The following is a 21,253-nucleotide window of genomic DNA, read 5'->3' on the forward strand; positions in this document are numbered from 1 at the left end:
CGGCATCAGGCCAGGTGCAACGCACCCAGCAACATATCGATCAGCTTGATGCCTGCAAACGGCACGATCAGCCCGCCCAAGCCGTAGATCAGCAGGTTGCTGCGCAGCAGGTTGGCAGCGCTTTGCGCCTTGTACGCCACACCCTTGAGTGCGAGCGGAATCAAAAACACGATGATGATGGCGTTGAAGATCACCGCAGCCAGGATGGCCGAGGCCGGGCTTTGCAAGCCCATCACGTTGAGCGCATCCAATTGCGGATAGGTGCTGGCAAACGCAGCCGGGATGATGGCGAAATACTTGGCCACGTCATTGGCGACCGAGAACGTGGTCAACGAGCCGCGCGTCATCAGCATCTGCTTGCCGATGCCGACGATCTCGATCAGCTTGGTGGGGTTGGAATCCAGATCGACCATATTGCCGGCCTCTTTGGCCGCCTGCGTGCCGGTGTTCATGGCGACAGCCACGTCCGCCTGTGCCAACGCCGGCGCATCGTTGGTGCCGTCGCCGGTCATCGCCACCAGCCGCCCTTCCGCCTGATGGCTGCGGATCAGCGCCAACTTGTCTTCCGGCCTGGCTTCGGCGAGGAAATCATCCACGCCGGCCTCGGCGGCAATTGCGGCGGCGGTCAGCGGGTTGTCGCCGGTGATCATCACCGTCTTGATGCCCATCGCACGCAGCTCGGCAAAGCGCTCCTTGATACCGCCCTTGACGATGTCCTTGAGTTCCACCACGCCCAGCACGCGCTCGTTGTCCGACACCAGCAACGGTGTGGAACCACGGCGTGATGCATCGTTGGCGGCCTGCGCCACCGCATCCGGAAACACGCCGCCCAGCTCGGCCACATGCCGCTTGATGGCATCGATGGCGCCCTTGCGGATCTGCCGGCCGTCGTAATCCACACCACTCATGCGGGTTTGCGCAGTGAAGCCGACAAAGTGGGCGTTGTGCTCGGATAGCTCGCGGGCGCGGATGGCAAACTTCTGCTTGGCCAGCACCACAATGCTGCGGCCCTCCGGCGTTTCGTCAGAAAGCGATGCCAGTTGGGCAAAATCAGCCAGCTCTTTCTCGCTGACGCCCGGTGCAGGAATGAATGCCGACGCCTGGCGGTTACCCAGCGTGATGGTGCCGGTTTTATCCAGCAGCAGCACGTCCACGTCGCCAGCCGCTTCCACCGCGCGGCCCGAAGTGGCAATCACATTGGCCTGCATCATGCGGCTCATGCCGGCTACGCCGATCGCCGATAGCAGCGCACCGATGGTAGTGGGGATCAGGCACACCAGCAGCGCGATCAATGCAGTAATGGTGATCGGCGTGCCGGCGCTGGCAGTGGCTACGCTGAACTGCGAGAACGGCAGCAAGGTCACGGTAACCACCAGGAACACGATGGTCAGCGCCACCAGCAGGATGGTCAGCGCAATCTCGTTGGGGGTTTTCTGACGCTTGGCGCCTTCCACCATGGCGATCATGCGATCGAGAAAGGCCTCGCCCGGGTTGACACTCACCTTGACCACGATCCAGTCCGACAGCACACGGGTGCCGCCTGTCACCGCAGTAAAGTCGCCGCCGGATTCCCGGATCACCGGGGCGGATTCACCGGTGATCGCCGCTTCATCCACTGAAGCCACGCCTTCCACCACTTCGCCATCGGCGGGGATGACATCCCCGGCCTCGACCAGCACGTAATCGCCGCGGCGCAGGTCGGCACTGCTGGCAATCTGCTTGCTGGCGCTGCGGTTGGGGCCAGACAATTTTTTAGCCACCACATTCTTCTTGGTACTGCGCAGGCTGGCTGCCTGTGCCTTGCTGCGCCCTTCGGCCAGCGCTTCGGCAAAGTTGGCAAACAGCACGGTAAACCACAGCCACAAGGTGATCGCACCGATAAAGCCTGCCGGTGCTTCGCCGGTACCGAACAGGGCCTCGGCAAACAGGATGGTGGTGAGGATGCTGCCCAGGTAAACCACGAACATCACCGGGTTGCGCCATTGCACCTGCGGTGCCAGTTTCCTGAATGCGTCGACCAGTGCCGACTTGATCAGCGCGGGGTCGAACAGCGAGAGTTTGTTGCCGGTCATTCCAGTATCCTTTTGGGCTTCAATGTCCTTCGATGCAGGTGCCCGCCACCGGGCCGGCACCTGCCGTGGTGATCAGCGTGCTGCTGCGCTCATCTGCAGGTGCTCGACAATCGGCCCCAGCGCCAGCGCGGGGATATAGTTGAGCGCCCCCACCAGCAACACCGAACCGATCAGCAACAGCACGAACAGCGGACCATGCGTGGGCAAGGTGCCGGCATTGGCATTCAGCCGTTTCTTGGCCGCCAGCGAGCCGGCAATCGCCAGGATCGGCACGATGATCCAGAAGCGCCCGAACCACATCGCAATACCCAGCAGCAGGTTGTAGAACGGCGTGTTGGCAGATAGCCCGGCAAACGCGGAGCCATTGTTGTTGGCCGCGCTGGACAATGCGTACAGCACCTCGGAGAAACCATGCGCGCCCGGGTTGAAAATACCGGCCTTGCCGCCAGTTGCAAGCACCGCAATGGCGGTACCGGCCAGCACCAGGATGGGCGTGACCAGAATGGCGATGGCGGTCATTTTCATTTCGAACGATTCGATCTTCTTGCCCAGGTATTCCGGCGTGCGGCCCACCATCAGGCCGGCAATGAACACCGCCAGGATGGCAAACACCAGCATGCCGTAGAGCCCGGAGCCCACGCCGCCGAACACCACCTCGCCCAGTTGCATCAGCAAGGTGGGTACCATGCCACCCAGCGGCGTCAGCGAATCGTGCATGGCGTTGACCGCGCCGCACGAAGCCGCCGTGGTGATGGTGGCAAACAGGCTGGATGCCACGATGCCGAAGCGCGTTTCCTTGCCTTCCATATTGCTGGCAACGGCGGCACCGGCCTCCTTCAGCACCGGGTTGCCGGCAATCTCGGCACTGACAAGGGCACCATAGGCCAGCACGAAAATCAGCGTCATGGCCGCCAGTACCGCCCAGCCCTGCCGGCGGTCGCCCACGATACGTCCGAACACGAAGCACAGCGCCGTGGGGATCAGGAAAATGGCCAGCATCTGCAGGAAATTGGATAGCGGCGTGGGGTTCTCGTACGGATGCGCCGAGTTGGCATTGAAGAAGCCCCCACCGTTGGTTCCCAGCATCTTGATCGCTTCTTGCGATGCCACCGGCCCCATGGCCAGCGTTTGCGTGGTGGTGGTGACAGCCTCAACGACTGCATTCCCCCTGGCATCCTTGAGCGCACTGCCGTCAGCACCCAGCTTGGCTTGCTGGAAGGTGGTCGCCTCCAGCGTGGCCACTTCCTGGTACGGCTTGAAGTTCTGGATCACCCCCTGCCCCGCCAGTACGACCGCCAGCACGATGGAAAGCGGCACCAGTACATACAGCGTGGCGCGGGTCAGGTCGGTCCACACATTGCCGATGGTGCTGCTGCTCTTGCGTGCAAAGCCACGGATCAAAGCAATGGCAACGGCAATGCCAGTGGCGGCAGACAGGAAGTTCTGCACGGTGAGGGCGAGCATCTGCGTGAGATAGCTCATGGTGGTTTCACCGGCATAACCCTGCCAGTTGGTATTGCTGACAAACGAAATGGCGGTGTTGAACGCCGAATCAGCCGATACCGCACCCAGCGCCTGCGGGTTGAATGGCAGCACGCCCTGCAGGCGTTGCAGCGCATACACGGCCACCACGCCGATCAGGTTGAACAGCAGGATGCCGACTGCGTAGGGCTTCCAGCCGGTTTCTTCATCGGCCTTTACCCCGGCCAGCTTGTAGAAAAGGCGCTCCAGCGGCGACAGCCAGCGTGCATACGCGGGCGTTTCGCCATTGAAGATTTTTTGCATGTATGCGCCCAGCGGCCATGCCAGCACCAGCAGCACGGCCAGATAGAGCGCGAGTTGAAAATAAGCCTGGGTTTGCATCAGAAGCGCTCCGGCTTGATCAGTGCATGAAGCAGGTAGCCGAGCAGGAACACCGCAGCGGCACCGGCAAGCAGGGTAATCAGGCTCATTGCGCACCCCCGGCTTGCTCACACAGACGGATGAACAGGAAAGTGAATGCGGCAAAGCCGGCAATCGCGGCGAGATAGATCAGGTCCATGGCAAGTTGCTCCCTTGTGTTGGATGGCGTTTTGGCCTGATCAAACTGTAAGTAAATGGGTGTAAAGACAGCGCTAAAAGGCAGCATGACGGTATAAAAATGCTGTAAAGACCGGATTAACCTGTTCCGCATGCTTGGCCAACGCCAGAATTAGACATAAAGTACAAAATGTCTAATAAAAATCGGGTGGCAAGCATATATTCCGATACAAATCGGAATACATTTGACGTTACGGCCACGAATATGCAAAATTGGTCACATCAATGCCATCAGTCACCCTACTTTTTGTCAAAGGTCCGCCATGATTGCCCAGCCCGCCAGCAAGTACCGCGCTTTTCAGCCCATTGCCCTGCCTGACCGTACCTGGCCAGACCGGGTAATCACCGCCCCGCCGATCTGGATGAGTACCGACCTGCGCGACGGCAACCAGGCGCTGATCGAGCCGATGAGCGTGGAAAAAAAGCTGAAAATGTTCGAAACACTGGTGGCAATCGGCTTCAAGGAAATCGAAGTGGCGTTCCCGTCCGCTTCGCAGACGGATTTCGATTTCGTCCGCCGGCTGATCGAGGAAAAGCGCATTCCGGATGACGTCACCATCGAGGTGCTCACCCAGGCGCGCGAAGACCTGATCCGCCGCAGCATCGAATCCCTGCTTGGCGCGCGCCGTGCCATCGTGCATATGTACAACGCGCTGGCGCCAAACTTCCGCCGCATCGTGTTCGATACCGACAAGGCAGGCTCCAAAACCATCGCGCTGGCCGGCACCCGCCTGATCCGCGAACTGATCGAACAACACCCGGAAACCGATTGGGTGTACCAGTATTCGCCGGAGACCTTCTCCGCCACCGAGCTCGACTACGCCAAAGAAGTGTGCGATGCAGTGGCAGACGTGTGGCAACCCACGCCAGAGCGCAAGATGATCGTCAACCTGCCGGCCACGGTAGAGATGGGTACGCCCAATATCTATGCCGACCAGATCGAATGGATGAGCCGCAACCTCACCCGCCGCGACAGCATCATTTTGTCGGTGCACCCGCACAACGACCGCGGCTGCGCGGTGGCGGCCGCCGAACTCGCGGTGATGGCTGGCGCAGACCGTATTGAAGGCTGCCTGTTCGGCAGTGGCGAGCGTACCGGCAACGTCGACCTGGTGACGCTGGCGCTCAACCTGTACAGCCAGGGCGTGCATCCGGGGCTGGATTTCTCGGATATCGATGCTATCCGCCAGACTGCCGAGCACTGCACGCAGTTGCCGGTACACCCGCGCCATCCGTATGCGGGTGATCTGGTATTCACCGCGTTTTCCGGCTCGCACCAGGATGCCATCAAGAAGGGCTTCGCCAAGCGTGTGGCAGGCGAGATCTGGGAGGTACCTTACCTGCCGGTCGACCCGGCAGACCTGGGCCGCAACTACGATGCGGTGATCCGCGTCAACAGCCAGTCGGGCAAGGGCGGCGTGAGCTATGTGCTGCAGCAGGAATACGGTTTTGACCTGCCGCGCCGCATGCAGATCGAATTCAGCCGTGCCATCCAGCGCGTGAGCGATGCCACTGGCCGCGAAGTGCGTGCCGCAGACATCATCAATGTGCTGCGTGCCGAATACCTGGATCGCAACGCGCCGTGGCAGTATTTGCGCCACAGCCTGGAAGAGCGCGCAGGCGGCCCGGACGGTGACGTGGTACAGATCGAAGTGGAGGTGCTGCACGCCGGCAAGCACCAGTTGGTGATCGGCAAGGGCAACGGCCCGATTGCAGCGTTTGTCGATGCATTCAAGGCGGTGACCGGCGTGGCCATCTCGGTGGTGGATTATCACGAGCACGCTCTGAAAGGCGGCGCCGATGCCGAAGCCGCCTGCTACATCGAAATGCGCGTGAACGGTGGCAGCCCGGGCTTTGGCGCCGGCACCGACCGCAACATCGTCGCTGCGGCGATCAAGTCCTTGCTGTGCGGGGTGAACCGCGCTGTGCTTGCCGTGCCGGCCATGACCGAACAGGCGGCGATTTAAGCCGCCAGGCCCGGCAGCCGGTACGCAAGCGCGTACCGGCTTTTTACTGCCCGCCAGCCTATGGCAGCCGGATGATGCCGATGCCGCAGCAGGGGCCAGTATTGATGCCGCTACCCATTTCTGACGCCCAAGCAAAAACCCCGGCCATAAGGCCGGGGTTCTGATCATTGCAGGATCAACCCGTGGCGCTTACATCAAACCGCACTGATAAACCTTGGGGCCGTTCACCTGGTTGGAGCGGCCCAGGTTCAGCGGGTCAGGCAGGTTGGCGTAACACATCACCGGGCCATTGATGGTGTTGCCGGCCAGCACCACGCCGCCATTGTTGCTGTTGAGCGCCACGGCGCCGCTAATTGCATTCACCGTGCAACCGTTGCCGCCGATCTGCAGCAGGCCGCTGGTACCATTGATGGCAACAGCGCCATTGATCTGGTTACCGCACAGGTAAACGCTGCCTGCGTTGCTGAAGCGCAGCGCACCGTTGATGCTGCTGCCATTGATCACCACGCTGGCGCCGCTGCCCACCGCGATATCACCCTGCACCGTGGCACGGTCGAGACACAGCACACCGCTACCCGCATTCACTGCTCCGCTGTGCACGCCACTGATGGTGGTGGTGCAAGCCGGCGTCACCGCGACATCCGCGCGGAAGTTGAGCGAATAGGCGAGCTTGCCCGGCTTGGCATCGCTGAATGGCTTGGAGAGCTTGTCGAATTCGCCACCGGTTTCTTTCTTGCCGCCGTTCCATTGTGCAATCCTGCCCAGATCAGCAGCAGTGGCACCATCGATCAGCGTGCCGGCAGGCAATGCGGCCATTGCTTGCGACGCCTGCTTCACCAGCTTGAGGTAGGTGGCGCTGTCATTCAGGTCGTAGGCGTTCAGATCCACGCCGGTGCTGCGCAGCCAGCCACCCCAATAGTACTCGAGGAACTCGGTAGCCTGTGCCGGTACGTTGTAGCCGATATCACGGGTGAAGTAGACCAGGCTGCGGTATTTGTCGTCATGGAAATTGGCAAGGCCAAGGCGGTCCGGCAATTGCGCTAGGGTGATCGGCTGGTTGTTTTCATCCCGTAGCCACACGCGGCGATTGTCCTGCATCGCCTGCCAGAAGGCATTCAGCGGCAGAGCGCTGAGGTTATCTGCCACGCGCACACGCACATGCATCGCCGCGCCGCCGTCCGGGGTTTCCAGGAACGAGGTGAAGGTGTGGTGGCCATCAGTCAGGTAGAGTGCACCGCCCGGGCCGATCACCGCGGTTTTCATCGCCGCTACGGTAGCCGGTGTCTCGGCGCCCAGCGGCACCGTGCAACCGAAGCTTGCCGGGTTGTTCAGGCGCGAATTGGTATCGGCCCACAGGGTTTTCTCCTGGCCGTTGGCTTCGCACCAGTCATCGAAACGCTTGTTGAATGAACCGGCCAGCTCGTCCTTGTTGCTGCGATAGCGGCCCAGCTTGTAATAGATTTCTGCCTTGCCCAGCACGGCTTGCGTGGGGTGCAGCGCATCTAGCGTGACGTCGATCAGCTCACCGGGCTGTGCACATACATAAGGCGCCTGCGCGCTGGCGGGCAGATTGGCATCACATGCCGACTGGGCGGCATGTGCAGGGGTTGCGATGGCGGCAAGGGCGCCGGCCAGCAACGTGGCTGCCAGCAGGGATGCCGCGCCGTTGCGGCGCTGGCTTGAAAACAATGGGTTCATGACGGGTTTCATCCTCTCATACTCTCGACAACTGGCTTGCGGTTTTTGTGGCCTGCGGGGCGGACGATCAGGGCTAAATCTCCGGGCAGGCGCGTGGCACCTTACAGCGTGGAAGTGACGTGGCTGTTACGCGCAGCATGCAGGGGCTGCGGCATGCGGCATGGATACGGTATGCGCGGCGTCTCTTGATGGCATTTTTATGCCGGCACACCAGCTTTTTGCATTGTTTTGAGGTGGGTTTTCTTAGAGTGACTGCGTGTTCATCACCACCGCAGGCCAGCATGAAACCCGTTGCAATCTGCCGTCACCACCCCGCACAGGGGCCTGGTTACCTGACCGAATTTTTCGACCGCAACCACATCCGCTGGCAACTGTTTGCCATTGATGCCGGTGATACGCCACCAGCGCGCGCAGGTGATTACAGCGGTGTGGTCATCCTGGGATCGCCCGCCAGCGCGAACGACAGGTTGAGCTGGATGCAGCGCGAAATGCTGCTGATCCGCGATGCCATGCGGCTGGATCGCCCCGTACTGGGTCACTGTTTCGGGGGCCAGTTGCTGGCCGCCACGCTGGGGGCACGCATCCGCCGCAATACCGTGCCGCATATCGGCTGGGGCAAGGTGCTGGTTACGCAATTCGATGAAGCGGCGGCATGGTTCGGCCCGCAGCGCGAGCTGGAGCTCTTCCATTGGCATTTCGATACTTTCGAAATCCCGCGCGGCGCCAGGCGCGTGCTGTTCGGACGCTACTGCATGAACAAGGGGTTTGCACTGGGCAAACACCTGGGCCTGCAGTCACACCTTGAAGTCACCCGGGACAGCATCCGCGACTGGTGCGAGGCCGATGGCGACGAGCTATGGCAACACGCCGGTCCTTCGGTGCAAACGGCTGCACAGATTTTTCACGGCATCGATCAGCGCATCGCGCAGCTGCATGCATTGGCTGACCACGTGTACACCCGCTGGGCAACAGGCTTGCCCGGCTTTGCATTACCGCAAGCGCAGCGCCCGCAAGGCGGCTCCAGCTGGGGCCAGGCACTGGGCAACCGGCGTAGCGCATAAACATACCAAGTAAACATACCGTGTAAAGATGTTGCGGGGCAGCGAAGGCTGCTTTGTAGCAGCAGCCTGTGCTGCGCTGTTTGAAACGCAGCAATAATATTGCATCGCAACATTAGCATATTTTCATATATTATTGATTTTAAAAGACTTTTCTAGATAAATAGTTTGACGGCATATGCACGGCTGCTCCACCATCGCGTTACAGCACGTCAGCTTCAGGCTGACAGTGACAAAACCAGGATGATGGAGAATCACAATGTCCAAAAAACCGTTTGCCTTCTGGCTTGCGGCGGGGCTGCTTGCAGCCAGCGCCTGGGCCGCTCCCGTCTGGCAGGAAGGCCAGACCTACGCAGCCGGCGCCCAGGTCGATTACCAAGGCAAGACCTACCAAGCGCTGGTTAGCCATACCGCCTATGTGGGCGCCAACTGGAACCCGGCAGCAACCGCCACACTGTGGAAGCTGATCGGCACGGCCAGCCCTACCCCGACTCCGACCGCAGCGCCAACCAGCAAGCCGACAGTAGCGCCTACGGTTGCCCCGACCAGCAAACCGACCGCAACGCCGACTGCTGTGCCAACCGTGGCACCGACCACCGCCCCCACCAGCAGGCCAACCGTTACCCCGTCGCCCAAGCCGACCGTAGCGCCTACCGTCGCGCCGACACCGGTTGCCACATCGAAGCCGACCAGCGCTCCGACCGTTGCACCCACGGTCGCACCGACCATCACGCCGACGGGTACTCCGAGTGGCACGCCGTGCGCGGCAGCATGGAGCGCAACAGCGATCTACAACGGCGGCAACAGCGCCAGTTACCAGAACCACAACTACACCGCCAAATGGTGGACGCAGGGCAATGATCCCACCCAGGGTGGTGTATGGGTGGATGCCGGAGCCTGCAGCAACGGCGGCAATGGCGGCGTAAGCCCGCCACCGGTTGCCACGCCGGTACCGTCCGGCCCGCCAACGCTGCAGCAAGCGCAAGCCCGCGAAGCGGAACTGACCAACAACGATTTCTTCCGCACCATCAAGGCATCGATCCGTACGCTGGCCAATGCCGAGGTGGACAAGGTTGCCCCGGGCAACGCCGCCAACCCGCTGAACGTGAAGCGCGTTGAACGCGTGATGCCGGAAGCCAAGTGGAACCTGTACTTCGAAATCCGCGATCCGAGCTACACCTACCAGCGCTTCCTGCAAGCTGTTGCCAAGTTCCCGGCCGTGTGTGACGACTACAAGGACGGCCGCGATGCAGATGCCATCTGCAAACACTCGCTCGCCACCATGTTTGCGCACTTCGCCCAGGAAACCGGTGACCACAACGCCAACCTGACCATTCCGCAATGGCGCCAGGGCCTGAAGTACCTGCGCGAGCTGGGATGCGATGAAACCGGTGCCGGTTGCGGTTACAACACCGAATGCGCCGATCCGGTGTTCAACAAGGTGTGGACGTGCGGCAAGAACGCCGATGGCAGCTTCAAGAAGTACTTCGGCCGCGGCGCCAAGCAACTGTCGTACAACTACAACTACGGCCCGTTCTCGCAGGCGATGAACAACGGCGATCAGTTCGTGCTGCTGAACAACCCGGATCTGGTTGCCAGCACCTGGCTGAACCTTGCATCCGCCACGTTCTTCTTTGTCTACCCGCAACCGCCCAAGCCTTCGATGCTGCACGTGATCGACGGCACCTGGGTACCGAACCAGGTTGATCAGGTCAATGGGGCTGGCAACAACTTTGCCACCACCATCCAGATCATCAACGCCGAATGTGGCCTGGGTACGGAAAAGCAGGCAGCGCAAAACCGCATCGATTACTACAAGCAGTTTGCATCCGATCTGGGCTGGGATTACAGCAAGGAGCAACTGAGCTGCGCCACCATGAAGCGCTTCGATGCCGGCAGCTCGGCCGCGTACAACATCTATTGGGAAAAGAACTGGAATGTCGGCGGCGACAACCAGTGCCAGTTGGTGAGCTACCAGACACCGTACAACGCGCTGATGGCAGGCAACTACGTGAAATGCGTGCAGGACAATTGGGGGATCACCCTCAAGTAAAGTGCGGGCGCGCCGGCCCCCCTCCGGCGCGCATCGTCATAATGCTGTCAGGCAGTACCGACCTTCATGGGCACCTTCGGGTGCCCTTTTTGCTTGCTTGGAAGCTTGTTTGAGCACTTGCTTGCGGACGAGTGGATCCGGGAAGCGTCAGCGGTAGCGCTGCAGGATGCGTTCGATATCGCCATTGCGGCGCATCGTTTCTATCGCGGCCAGCACGCGGGTAGCATCGATACGGCTGCGCTTGCTCACGCCGCATTCCGCATCGAAGCGTTGCACCGGGTAAATCAGGTACAACGGCTGGGTGGGGTCTTGCTTGCGTACCCAGTCAATCAGCAGCCTGTGCATCACGACCAGATCGGTACGGCCGAGCCGCGCCTTGCGCAACGTGGTCAGCTCGTCAGCCGCATCATCGCGCAGCAGCGCGCCAGAACGGAATTCGTCTTCCAGCGCCGGGTACACATAACCCAGCACTGTACCCAGCCGGGCACCGGTGAAATCGGCCAGCGTATTGACCGCGGGGCGAGGCTGCAGGCTGACGATCATGTCTTCGTTGGAAAACAGCGGCCCGCTCCAGCGGTAAGCATCCGAGCGTTGCACCCAGCTGCGGCTGACATAACAGCGAACATCCACGGTGCCATCGGCAAAGGCTGCATCCACCCGCTTGCGCGGCAGGGTCACGAACTCGGCCTTATAGCCACTGGCGACGGCGATCTGGCTCATCAGATCGAACAAGATGCCATCCGCCAGCCGGCCCTGCTCCAGCCTTGCCAGTGGCATCACCCAGGATTCGGTCACGGAAAAACGCAGGTTGTCCGCGTGAGCCGTTACTGCCAGCCCCGCAACAGCCATCCATGCCCATTTCGCCAGTCTGTTCAACGCCGTGCACCTGTAAGGAAACCGGATGGTCGAGTATAAAGCGATCAGTTTGAAAGCCGCCTGGCAAGGCCATTTTTGTGGCATTGCAACAACGCAGTCGTTTGAAACGAATGTGTTACTGCGTATGCATTACGGCATCCCACTCCGCGTAATCGAGCCCCGGCGCCTGCTGCAGCTCGGTGAAGAACGCCTGCTGTGCCGCGCCATCCACTTCATACAACCAGGCACCCAGCGCAAGCTCGCGCGGTGTGCCCAGCTTGATGTGGTGGCGCTCGGCCAGTGCCTGCATGGCAGGCGTGCGTGCGTCATCCACGTTGAAACGCACAATCAGGCCACGCGGTGCAGCGGCCACCCCGGTGGCGCAACCGGCCAGCAGCAAGGCGGAAAACAACAGGCCCGATATCCAGCGCATTTTCTTCTCCGCCCGTGTTGCTGTTACTTGCCGCAGCTACCCAGCGCCAGCCAGGGTTGACCATCGCCAGTGCTCACTGCCGGCGCCTGGCCGCGCGTCCACCACTTGGCTTCGTAGTTGACGCCCTGATAGCTTACCCGGTTGCCCTGCACATAAATACTGCTGTCGCTCCATGCTGCGTTACAAGCGTTAGCCGGTACAGGGGTCGCGGTGGGGATGGATGTGGGCACCGCAGTCGGCGAGGACGTTGGTCGTGGCGTTACGGTGGGCTGCGGTGCTGCCGTCGGTACCGGGGTGGCAGGTGGCGTTGGCGTCGCGGGGTTGGGAGTAGCCGTGGGCGCAAAGGTCGGTGCAGTGGTCGGCAGCGCAGTCACGCTGCCGCATGCACCCAGGTCCTGCCATGGCTTGCCGTCGCCGCTGCTGGTCGATGGCGTGTTGGCCTGTGTCCACCACTTGGCCTGATAATTACGACCGTTGTAGGTCACCTTGTCACCGCCGGTATAAGCGGTGCTGGCATTCCACACGGCATAGCAACTGGCTGGCGCGGTGGTGGGCACGGCAGTCGGAGCAATGGTCGGCTTTGGCGTGACCGTCGGTGTGGCTGTCGGTGCTGTGGTCGGTTTCACGGTGGGCGCCACGGTAGGCAGCGGGGTTGGCGTGACGGTCGGTTTGACCGTGGGCACGACGGTCGGCACTGCAGTAGGTGCCGGGGTCGGCGTAGTTAGCAGCAGTGCCCTGGCCTTGGCAACCGCAGCACGCGCATCCAGCAGGCCGGCACCGCAACCGGCCGGGCAACTGACTGCCTTGGCGGTACTGCGCAGGATATCGGTCACTTGCGCGGGCGTCAGGCCGGGGTTGGCGGATAACATCAGCGCTACCGCGCCAGCCACGTGCGGCGTGGCCATGCTGGTGCCGCTCTTGTTGCCGTAGCCATCGCCCACCGGCGTGGTGGTGCCGGTATCGATGGTGGAAAGGATGGACGAGCCCGGCGCCGCCAGCGTCACCAGCGCGCCGTAGTTGCTGAAGCTGGATCGCGCACCGCTGCTGGTGGTCGAGGCCACGGTAACCACGCCGCTGCAGTTGGCCGGGCGATGGTTGGCCGCATCTTCGTTATCGTTGCCTGCAGCCACGATCACGTTCACGCCGCGGCCCGTGGCGTAGTTGATGGCGTTCTGATAGGTGGTACCGCACGCGCCGGCGCCACCCAGGCTCATATTGATCACCTGCACGGGGTTGGCATTGCGCGCCAGGTTGGGCACATCGCCGCCAGCCGCCCAGATGATGCCATCGGCAATATCCGAGGTATAACCGCCGCATACGCCCAGCACACGCACCGGCACGATCCTGGCGTTGTAGGCGACGCCGGCCACGCCTTCGCTATTGTTGGCGACGGCGGCGATGGTGCCGGCAACGTGCGTGCCATGCCAGCCACTGTTGCCCACCACGCCATCGCAGGTACCGTAATCACCCGGGTCTTGCGCATCTGCATCGCGGCCATCGCCATCATTGGCCTTGCTGGTGGTGGCAATCATGTCCATGCCGGGCAGGATATTGGCCAGCAAATCACGGTGCGGGCGGTAGCCGGTATCGATTACCGCCACGCGCACGCCACTGCCGGTTGCCAGGTCCCAGGCCCCGAACACGTTGCTGCCTGCGCTGCTGTCCTTGAAGCCCCACAAGTCCGCAATGCGGCTGTCGTTGCTGGTGGCGGTCGGGAAGTTGAGCAGATCGGGCTCTGCGTATTCGACGTCCGGATCTTCCGCCATCAGCTCGCGCGACAGCTCGCGCAATTGCGCCACCGATGCCCGCTTGTTCAGCTTGAGCACGCGCGCGCCGCCATGCAGGTCTTTCAGCTTGCTGAACATCAAGCCATGCCGGCCGGCGGCAATGGCTTCGGTGCGGGCACTCAGCTCGCGCTGCACCAGCGCACGTGCGCTGGCCTGGCTGCGGTATTTGACGATAAGGCGATCGGTGGAATCGGCTGCTGCGGGATCGGCGGCGTGCGCGGAAAGCGCGCAACCGGCCGCCAGCGCCAGCAGCATGTGCTTGAGCGAGGGGGAATGCATTTGACTATCTCCGTCCAGATTTATATGGGCTGATTCAGGTCAGCCTTTTTTATGCCGGATGGATCATAACATCATGATTTTCTGTTCTGCTGCAAAACCGGTGGATGGCAGACATAGCTGTACGTGATTGCAACACCGCGCGGTACCGCATACCGGACACCCATGAAAAAACCGCCTTGGCAGGCGGTTTTTTCCAGTCGCTACAGCAACAGATCAGGCGCGGCGGCGGAACAATGGTTGCGGTTGCTGCACGCTGGATTGGTAGAACTCGGGGAAATCATCCAGGCCCTTGGCGGCTTCGACGATGTCCTTGTCCTCGCGCACGGCAAACGCATTGAAGCCACAGCGATACAGGTAATTGATGGTGTCCTTGAACACATCGCCGAATGCGCGCAGCTCGCCGGTATAGCCATAGCGCTCGCGCAGCAGGCGGCCGATGGAAAAACCGCGGCCATCGGTAAATGCCGGGAATTCCACACCGATCACCGCCAGTGCCTGCGCATCCGCACCGAGGTCTTCCGGCTCGTCATCCGGCGCGAACCACACGCCAACGTTGCCGCGCACCTGCAGCGCGCCCTTCTGCGCCACGAACTGCTTGAGCGGCACCAGCACCGCGCCTTCTGCCGGCACGTCTGCAAAGCTGCCATCTTCGTTCAGGCGCAGCGTGAGGGTATTGTCGTCGACAATCTGGCGGTCACGAATGATCCGGGCCATTACACGGCCTCCTTCGCAACGGCCTTGCCCGGGTAAACCTTCGCCTTGAACGGGTCCATGCCGATGCGGTCGAACACCTCGATGAAGCGTTCGTCATCGTGACGGTTTTCCACGAATACGCCAATGATTTTCTCGATCACGTCCGGCATGTCGTCCTGCGCGAACGAAGGGCCCACCACCTTGCCGATGCTGGCGCTCTCGCCCTGGCGGCCACCCAGCGATACCTGGTACCACTCGGAGCCATTCTTGTCGACGCCCAGGATGCCGATATTGCCGATGTGGTGATGACCACAGGCGTTCATGCAACCCGACATATTGAGCTCGATCTCGCCCAGATCATGCAGGTAATCGAGATTGTCAAAACGCTCTTCGATCGCCAGCGCGATCGGAATCGACTTGGCGTTGGCCAGCGAGCAGAAATCGCCACCCGGGCAGCAGATCACGTCGGTCAGCAGGCCCACGTTCGGCGTGGCAAAGCCGATGCGCTTGGCTTCTTCCCATACCGCGAACAGCTCGGACTGCTTCACGTACGGCAGGATCAGGTTCTGATCATGCGATACGCGCACTTCGCTGAAGCTGAATTTGTCGGCCAGATCAGCCACGTCATCCAGCTGTTTGTCGCTGGCATCACCCGGCGCAATGCCGCGTGCCTTCAGCGACAAGGTCACACAGGCGTAACCCGCTTTCTTGTGCCCGAACACATTGCGCTCCACCCAGCGTGCAAACGCCGGGTTGCTGGCCTTGGCAGCCAGGAACGATGCATCGTCACCCGTCAATGTTTCGTAGGCAGGGTCGACGAAGAACGCGGCCACGCGGTCGATTTCCGCCTGCGTGAGCGTTTGCGGGCCATCCTTCAGGAATGCCCACTCTTCTTCCACCTTGGCGGCAAACGCCTCGGGCGTCATCGCCTTGACGAGGATCTTGATACGCGCCTTGTACTTGTTGTCGCGGCGGCCGTAGCGGTTGTACACACGCAACACGGCATCGAAATACGACAGCAGGTGCTCCTTGGGCAGGAAAGGCTTGATCAGTGCGCCGATGATGGGGGTACGGCCAAGACCACCACCCACATAGACTTCGAAGCCCACTTCCCCAGCGGCATTGCGCACCACGTTCACGCCGATATCGTGCACCAGAATGGCGGAACGGTCTTCCTTCGCGCCGTTGACGGCGATCTTGAACTTGCGCGGCAGGTGGGCGAATTCCGGGTGGAAGGTGCTCCACTGGCGGATGATTTCGCACCACGGGCGCGGATCGAGGATTTCATCGTGCGCCACACCGGCAAACTGGTCGCTGGTGGTGTTGCGGATGCAGTTGCCGGACGTCTGCACTGCATGCATCTGCACGGTGGCAAGGTCGGCCAGGATTTGCGGCACGTTTTCCAGCGCCGGCCAGTTGTACTGGATGTTCTGGCGCGTGGTGAAATGCGCGTAATCGCGGTCGTACTTGCGGGCAATCTCGGCCAGTACGCGGATCTGCCGGCTGTGCAGCTCGCCGTAGGGAATGGCCACGCGCAGCATGGGCGCATGGCGCTGGATATACAGGCCATTCTGCAGCCGCAGCGGACGGAACTCTTCGTCGGTGAGTTCGCCAGCCAGGTAGCGGCGGGTCTGGTCGCGGAACTGCGCAACGCGCGCGTCCACGATCTGCTGGTCGTAATCGTCGTAAATGTACATCGGCGGTACCGGGCAAGACTGGTCAACAATGACCGCAATAATACCAGCCGGCGCTTATCTATAAAACAAATCGTTTTTCATATTCATATCACCAGAACAGATGAGCGGCTGCGCACGACCTGGTGCGGCGCAAATAACAGCGCGCGGCTAATCCGCCTTCTTGTGATTGTCCGGATCGTATAGCTGGCCGGTTTCGTGATCGAACGGCTGCTGGCGCGGAATGTTCACCCGGTGGACGTTGCGCAAACCGATGCGCCGCGCGTGGATCAGCCTGTTTACCGGTTCGATCAGCCGTTGTTGCTGGCTTGCCTTGTCCATGATGTGCTCCTTGCGTTGACAAACGGCATGCATGCCCAGCCGATCCCGGCATCACCCGGCGGCGATCAGGCTTTGCATGTGCTCACTATGAGCATAGTACGCATGGCATGCCTGGCAGCGCCCGCTGGTACAGAAGGTCAGCCGTCTATCGTGCCGCCCCGCATGGTGGTGGATGACTGCCAACAGCATTGCACGCCACCGGCGCCCGGTATCGCTGCGGTTGCAGCGGGCAGCAAACCTGCAGCCGGCAGAATCGGGGAATATCCGACATGTATTGGCAAAGGCTTTGCGGCACAATAGCGGCTTACTCCGCACGTCATGACGAAAAACATACTGATGACCGCCTCCCGCTCTGCCATCCGCCGCCTGGATTACACCGTCCCCGCTTATCTGATCGACCGTGTCGATCTCACTTTCGAGCTGGAAGAAAACAACACGCGCGTACTGTCGCGGCTGGTGGTCAAGCGCAACACCGGCACGCCGGAAAACACGCCGCTGGTGCTAGACGGCGAAGCACTCACGCTCGAATCCGTGAAAGTGGATGGCGCGCCGCTCAAACCCGAGCAATACACGTTGAGCGACAGCACGATCACGCTGCCGGCGATTGCCGATACCGCCATTCTGGAAATCGTTACCCGCATCGACCCGGCGGCCAATACTGCGCTATCCGGCCTATATGCATCCAACGGCAATTTCATCACCCAGTGCGAGGCCGAAGGCTTCCGCCGCATCACCTATTATCTGGACCGGCCGGACGTGATGGCCAAGTTCACCACCACCATCATTGCCGACAAGACCCGCTACCCGGTGCTGCTATCCAACGGCAACCGCGTAGGCAGCGGCAACAGCGACAAGAACCGCCACTGGGTGAAGTGGGTAGACCCGTTCAAGAAGCCGGCCTATCTGTTTGCGCTGGTAGCCGGCCGATTCGTTTCGTTGTGCGATACCTTCGTCACCGCCTCCGGGCGCAATGTGGCGCTGGAAATCCACGTCGAGCCCGGCAATATGGACAAATGCCACCATGCGATGGCGGCAGCCAGGAAAGCCATGCGCTGGGATGAAGAACGCTTCGGCCTGGAATACGACCTGGATGCCTACATGATCGTCGCCACCAGCGATTTCAACATGGGCGCGATGGAAAACAAGGGCCTCAACGTTTTCAATACCAAGTACGTGCTGGCACGCCCGGATACCGCCACCGATGCGGACTTCGATGGCATCGATTCGGTAGTGGCGCATGAATACTTCCACAACTGGACCGGCAACCGCGTGACCTGCCGCGACTGGTTCCAGCTCAGCCTGAAAGAAGGGCTGACCGTATACCGCGATCAGGAATTCAGCAGCGATCTGGGCAGCCGTGCGGTACAGCGCATCCAGAACGTGCGCAGCCTGCGCGAAGCGCAGTTTGCCGAGGACAGCGGCCCGCAGGCGCACCCGATCCGCCCGGATGAATACCTGGAAATCAACAATTTCTATACCTGGACCGTGTACGAAAAAGGTGCGGAAGTAGTACGCATGTACGCCAGCTTGCTGGGCCGCGAGGGCTTCCGCAAGGGCATGGACCTGTACTTCAAGCGCCATGACGGCCAGGCGGTAACCTGTGATGATTTCCGCGCCGCCATGGCCGATGCCAATGGTGCAGACCTGGAGCAATTCGGCCTGTGGTACAAGCAGGCCGGCACGCCGGTGCTGGATGTGGAAGGCGTTTACGACGATGTAGCACGCAGCTACACGCTGACCGTACGCCAGCACACGCCTGCCACGCCGGGCCAGCCCGACAAACTGCCGCTGCACATGCCGCTGGCCATGGGCCTGCTGGACCGCCGCGGCCAGCCCCTGCCGCTACGGCTTGCCAGCGAAGCCGCCGCCAGCGGCGACAGCCGTGTGCTGCAACTGCGCAAGGCCGAAGAAGTGTTCACCTTTGTCGACGTACCGTGCCAGCCTGTACCTTCGCTGCTGCGCGATTTCTCGGCACCGGTGCGCCTCAACTACGGCTACAGCGATGATGAACTGGTATTCCTGATCGCCAACGACACCGATGCCTTCGCACGCTGGGAAGCGGCCAATACCTATGCCGGCAACCTACTCAAATCCGCGTATCACGCGCTGGGGCACCACGAAGCAGCGGTGATTCCCCCGCAATTCATCGAAGCATTCGGCAAGCTGCTGGCCAACGAGCAGCTGGACCCGGCGCTGGTGTCCCTGATGCTGGAACTGCCATCCGAAAACGCGCTGTTCGAAGCACTGAACGATGTCGACCCGGCGCGCATCCACCTGGCACGGCAAGCGGTGAAGCAGACACTGGCGCGCGAGTTGCGCGCATTGTTCCTGGCCATCTACCAGCGGCTGAACGATGGTGCGCCATATCACTATGACGGCGATGCCGTGGCGCGCCGCAGCCTGAAAAACGTCTGCCTCGATTACCTGGCCGAGCTGGACGAACCGTTGATCAGCGAACTGCTGGCCAACCAGTACCGCCGTACCGACAACATGACCGACCGCTTGGCCGCACTGGCCGCGCTGACGCAGCGTGCGGATGGCGAGCCCTTCCTGGCCGATTTCGGCAACGTGTGGCAGGACGATGCACTGGTGATGGACAAATGGTTTGCGCTGTCTGCCACCAGCAGTCGCGCTGGCGCGCTCAACCGCGTGGAAGCGCTGATGCAGCACCCCGCGTTCTCGCTGAAGAACCCGAACAAGGTGCGTGCGCTGATCGGTGCATTCTGCCTGCGTAACCCGCAGCATTTCCATGCGCTCGATGGCTACGGTTACGCATTTGCTGCCGACCGGGTGATCGAACTCGATCGCATCAACCCGCAGATTGCCGCACGCATGGCCAGTTGCTTCAACCGCTGGACCAAGCTGGAGCCGGCACGCCAGGCGATGATGAAGGGCGAGCTGGAACGCATTGCCAGGGAGCCGGGGCTATCTGCAGATACATTTGAAATCGTCAGCAAGGCTCTGGCGATATAGACATGGCATGGTGGCAGTTTGCACTGCCACCCTCCTCAACTGCTGATCGAACTCTCATGCCCAGCCTGCGCATCTTTTTCCTGCTCATCGCCGCCCTGCTCACGGCCGGCATCACCAATGCGGGGCCTGCTCCGGCGCCTGGCTATGCCGCCTATTCCGAATCCCTGCCGTGCGTGGACCGCATCGGCCGCTGCTTCGATGCCATGCTGGCCGGCCAGCCTGTCAGTGTGATTGCAGATAAAACCCGTCATCAGCAGATTACTGCCGCCGCACAGGCCACCAATCGCAAGGTGCGCGATGTTTACTGGGAAGTAGTAGGTGCAGTAGAGAGCGCACGCGCGCTGGAAATCACGGTGAGTGCCAACGCGCTGGGCCACAGCGAAGTGGGCGAACCGGCCGAGGCACCCGTGCTGACCATCTACCCGCTGGATGGGCAAATCCTGCAGAGCAAGGCTGCCGACGTGGTCAGCCCCGATGTGAACGTCAATGGCAACGCCATGGTCCAGCGGCAGAATCTGTTGCAGCAGGATGCGCTGCCCACTGGCCGCTATGTGATTGCCATCCGATATATCGGCACCGCCAACTGGGAACGCAAGCAGGTGTTCCTGACCGTCAAATAGGGTAGCCGCAGCAATCCCGAAACGCCGGAGGACAGCCATGATCAGCCTCGACCACACCATTTTGCATGTGCGCAACCAGGCCGCATCGCTGCACTTTTATCGGCAGATACTGGGTTTGCAGCACACGGGCCGCGCCGGGCCGTTCGAGGTGCTGCGGTGAATGACGGCCTCACGCTGGATTTTCTGCAACAAGCCCCCATGGAACCCATCCATCTGGCGTTTGCAGTGGACCGCAGCACGTTCCACAACGTGCACCAGCGCCTGATCGAACACGGTATCGCCTTTGGCGGCGATACCTTCAACCGCGATGGCCGGATTGGCGCCAACGCGTTTGGTGCCGCTGGCATGGCGGAGTCGATCTACTTTCATGATCCGGATCAGCACAATATCGAAATCCGGCTTTACCCGGAAAACGGACGGTCTTATCTCTAATCCACTCAGCACCCCACAGCAGGGACTGCGAAACCTTGACCAGCCTGAATCGAAGCTCAGCCCCCAAAGTATTGGAAATACATGCGAAATCCATAGTTTGGCCACAGGCCCATTTTTTTCGAGCTATTCCCTGTTACCCCCAGAGCTTCCAACGCCTGTCGGAACGACTCGAAATTCCAAGACTCACATGTCAACAGATAGAACAATCGTTTTATACGATGCCACCGCGTATTCCAAAC

The 21,253-nt window shown here is 61.2% G+C and carries 17 protein-coding genes; 7 read left to right on the plus strand and 10 right to left on the minus strand.

Annotated elements, in window-relative coordinates; genetic code table 11:
• Nucleotides 1–5: 5 nt before the first annotated feature.
• From kdpB to kdpF, 3 genes are all read right to left on the minus strand, one after another.
• A complete protein-coding gene (gene kdpB / locus IGB42_RS00800; protein WP_159665199.1) occupies nt 6–2,072 on the minus strand; it encodes a potassium-transporting ATPase subunit KdpB in 2,067 nt (688 codons plus the stop codon).
• A 72-nt stretch (nt 2,073–2,144) separates the two neighbouring features.
• A complete protein-coding gene (kdpA, locus tag IGB42_RS00805; protein ID WP_159665201.1) occupies nt 2,145–3,935 on the minus strand; it encodes a potassium-transporting ATPase subunit KdpA in 1,791 nt (596 codons plus the stop codon).
• Entirely contained in the window at nt 3,935–4,024 is a 90-nt protein-coding gene (kdpF, locus tag IGB42_RS00810) for a K(+)-transporting ATPase subunit F (RefSeq protein WP_159665203.1), read from the minus strand. The genes kdpA and kdpF overlap by 1 nt, the downstream gene beginning before the upstream one ends.
• Before the next feature lie 390 nt (nt 4,025–4,414).
• Here kdpF and leuA point away from each other — a divergent pair, with 390 nt between their 5' ends.
• On the plus strand, nt 4,415–6,118 hold the full coding sequence (leuA, locus tag IGB42_RS00815) for a 2-isopropylmalate synthase (RefSeq protein WP_159665205.1): 1,704 nt from the start codon (nt 4,415–4,417) through the stop codon (nt 6,116–6,118).
• Between the two features lie 189 nt (nt 6,119–6,307).
• On the opposite strand, the gene IGB42_RS00820 is transcribed toward leuA, so the two are convergent.
• Nucleotides 6,308–7,816, minus strand: coding sequence for a ParB/Srx family N-terminal domain-containing protein (locus tag IGB42_RS00820; RefSeq protein ID WP_159665207.1), 1,509 nt, complete (start codon nt 7,814–7,816; stop codon nt 6,308–6,310).
• Nucleotides 7,817–8,097: 281 nt separating this feature from the next.
• Here IGB42_RS00820 and IGB42_RS00825 point away from each other — a divergent pair, with 281 nt between their 5' ends.
• Entirely contained in the window at nt 8,098–8,877 is a 780-nt protein-coding gene (locus IGB42_RS00825) for a type 1 glutamine amidotransferase (RefSeq protein WP_159665209.1), read from the plus strand.
• Between the two features lie 256 nt (nt 8,878–9,133).
• Nucleotides 9,134–10,927, plus strand: a complete 1,794-nt coding sequence (locus IGB42_RS00830; RefSeq protein ID WP_201799778.1) for a glycoside hydrolase family 19 protein — start codon at nt 9,134–9,136, stop codon at nt 10,925–10,927.
• 147 nt (nt 10,928–11,074) lie between these two features.
• Here IGB42_RS00830 and IGB42_RS00835 read toward each other — a convergent pair whose 3' ends face one another.
• The 6 genes from IGB42_RS00835 to IGB42_RS00860 all read right to left on the minus strand — a co-directional run bounded on the left by IGB42_RS00835 (nt 11,075) and on the right by IGB42_RS00860 (nt 16,989).
• Nucleotides 11,075–11,803, minus strand: coding sequence for an ABC transporter substrate-binding protein (locus tag IGB42_RS00835; protein WP_159665211.1), 729 nt, complete (start codon nt 11,801–11,803; stop codon nt 11,075–11,077).
• Nucleotides 11,804–11,918: 115 nt separating this feature from the next.
• Nucleotides 11,919–12,215: a hypothetical protein gene (locus IGB42_RS00840; protein ID WP_159665213.1), complete on the minus strand. Its 297-nt coding sequence runs from the start codon at nt 12,213–12,215 to the stop codon at nt 11,919–11,921.
• A gap of 23 nt (nt 12,216–12,238) precedes the next feature.
• Nucleotides 12,239–14,281, minus strand: coding sequence for a S8 family serine peptidase (locus IGB42_RS22410; RefSeq protein WP_159665215.1), 2,043 nt, complete (start codon nt 14,279–14,281; stop codon nt 12,239–12,241).
• A gap of 213 nt (nt 14,282–14,494) precedes the next feature.
• Nucleotides 14,495–14,995, minus strand: coding sequence for a DUF934 domain-containing protein (locus IGB42_RS00850; protein WP_159665217.1), 501 nt, complete (start codon nt 14,993–14,995; stop codon nt 14,495–14,497).
• Nucleotides 14,995–16,671, minus strand: a complete 1,677-nt coding sequence (locus IGB42_RS00855; RefSeq protein WP_159665219.1) for a nitrite/sulfite reductase — start codon at nt 16,669–16,671, stop codon at nt 14,995–14,997. The genes IGB42_RS00850 and IGB42_RS00855 overlap by 1 nt, the downstream gene beginning before the upstream one ends.
• Before the next feature lie 147 nt (nt 16,672–16,818).
• A complete protein-coding gene (locus IGB42_RS00860; protein WP_159665221.1) occupies nt 16,819–16,989 on the minus strand; it encodes a hypothetical protein in 171 nt (56 codons plus the stop codon).
• Between the two features lie 318 nt (nt 16,990–17,307).
• On the opposite strand from IGB42_RS00860, the gene pepN reads away from it, so the two are divergent.
• Genes pepN through IGB42_RS00875 form a run of 4 tightly spaced genes read left to right on the plus strand, consistent with a single transcriptional unit; the run spans nt 17,308 to nt 21,014 of the window.
• Entirely contained in the window at nt 17,308–19,962 is a 2,655-nt protein-coding gene (pepN, locus tag IGB42_RS00865; RefSeq protein WP_374705040.1) for an aminopeptidase N, read from the plus strand.
• 56 nt (nt 19,963–20,018) lie between these two features.
• On the plus strand, nt 20,019–20,582 hold the full coding sequence (locus IGB42_RS00870; RefSeq protein ID WP_201799779.1) for a hypothetical protein: 564 nt from the start codon (nt 20,019–20,021) through the stop codon (nt 20,580–20,582).
• Nucleotides 20,583–20,619: 37 nt separating this feature from the next.
• Nucleotides 20,620–20,742 carry a VOC family protein gene (locus IGB42_RS21855; protein WP_174764149.1) on the plus strand — a complete coding sequence of 41 codons (123 nt, stop codon included), beginning with the start codon at nt 20,620–20,622 and terminating at the stop codon, nt 20,740–20,742.
• Entirely contained in the window at nt 20,739–21,014 is a 276-nt protein-coding gene (locus tag IGB42_RS00875; RefSeq protein WP_159665223.1) for a hypothetical protein, read from the plus strand. The genes IGB42_RS21855 and IGB42_RS00875 overlap by 4 nt, the downstream gene beginning before the upstream one ends.
• Nucleotides 21,015–21,253: the final 239 nt, after the last annotated feature.

Source organism: Andreprevotia sp. IGB-42 (assembly GCF_009848685.1).
Classification (GTDB): domain Bacteria; phylum Pseudomonadota; class Gammaproteobacteria; order Burkholderiales; family Chitinibacteraceae; genus Andreprevotia.

Bases quoted from the DNA above. Each gene is read 5' to 3' on its own strand.
- kdpB (WP_159665199.1), bottom strand. From the start codon at position 2,072: ATGACCGGCAACAAACTCTCGCTGTTCGACCCCGCGCTGATCAAGTCG.
- kdpA (WP_159665201.1), bottom strand. From the start codon at position 3,935: ATGCAAACCCAGGCTTATTTTCAACTCGCGCTCTATCTGGCCGTGCTG.
- kdpF (WP_159665203.1), bottom strand. From the start codon at position 4,024: ATGAGCCTGATTACCCTGCTTGCCGGTGCCGCTGCGGTGTTCCTGCTC.
- leuA (WP_159665205.1), top strand. From the start codon at position 4,415: ATGATTGCCCAGCCCGCCAGCAAGTACCGCGCTTTTCAGCCCATTGCC.
- IGB42_RS00820 (WP_159665207.1), bottom strand. From the start codon at position 7,816: ATGAACCCATTGTTTTCAAGCCAGCGCCGCAACGGCGCGGCATCCCTG.
- IGB42_RS00825 (WP_159665209.1), top strand. From the start codon at position 8,098: ATGAAACCCGTTGCAATCTGCCGTCACCACCCCGCACAGGGGCCTGGT.
- IGB42_RS00830 (WP_201799778.1), top strand. From the start codon at position 9,134: ATGTCCAAAAAACCGTTTGCCTTCTGGCTTGCGGCGGGGCTGCTTGCA.
- IGB42_RS00840 (WP_159665213.1), bottom strand. From the start codon at position 12,215: ATGCGCTGGATATCGGGCCTGTTGTTTTCCGCCTTGCTGCTGGCCGGT.
- IGB42_RS22410 (WP_159665215.1), bottom strand. From the start codon at position 14,281: ATGCATTCCCCCTCGCTCAAGCACATGCTGCTGGCGCTGGCGGCCGGT.
- IGB42_RS00850 (WP_159665217.1), bottom strand. From the start codon at position 14,995: ATGGCCCGGATCATTCGTGACCGCCAGATTGTCGACGACAATACCCTC.
- IGB42_RS00855 (WP_159665219.1), bottom strand. From the start codon at position 16,671: ATGTACATTTACGACGATTACGACCAGCAGATCGTGGACGCGCGCGTT.
- IGB42_RS00860 (WP_159665221.1), bottom strand. From the start codon at position 16,989: ATGGACAAGGCAAGCCAGCAACAACGGCTGATCGAACCGGTAAACAGG.
- pepN (WP_374705040.1), top strand. From the start codon at position 17,308: ATGACGAAAAACATACTGATGACCGCCTCCCGCTCTGCCATCCGCCGC.
- IGB42_RS00870 (WP_201799779.1), top strand. From the start codon at position 20,019: ATGCCCAGCCTGCGCATCTTTTTCCTGCTCATCGCCGCCCTGCTCACG.
- IGB42_RS21855 (WP_174764149.1), top strand. From the start codon at position 20,620: ATGATCAGCCTCGACCACACCATTTTGCATGTGCGCAACCAGGCCGCA.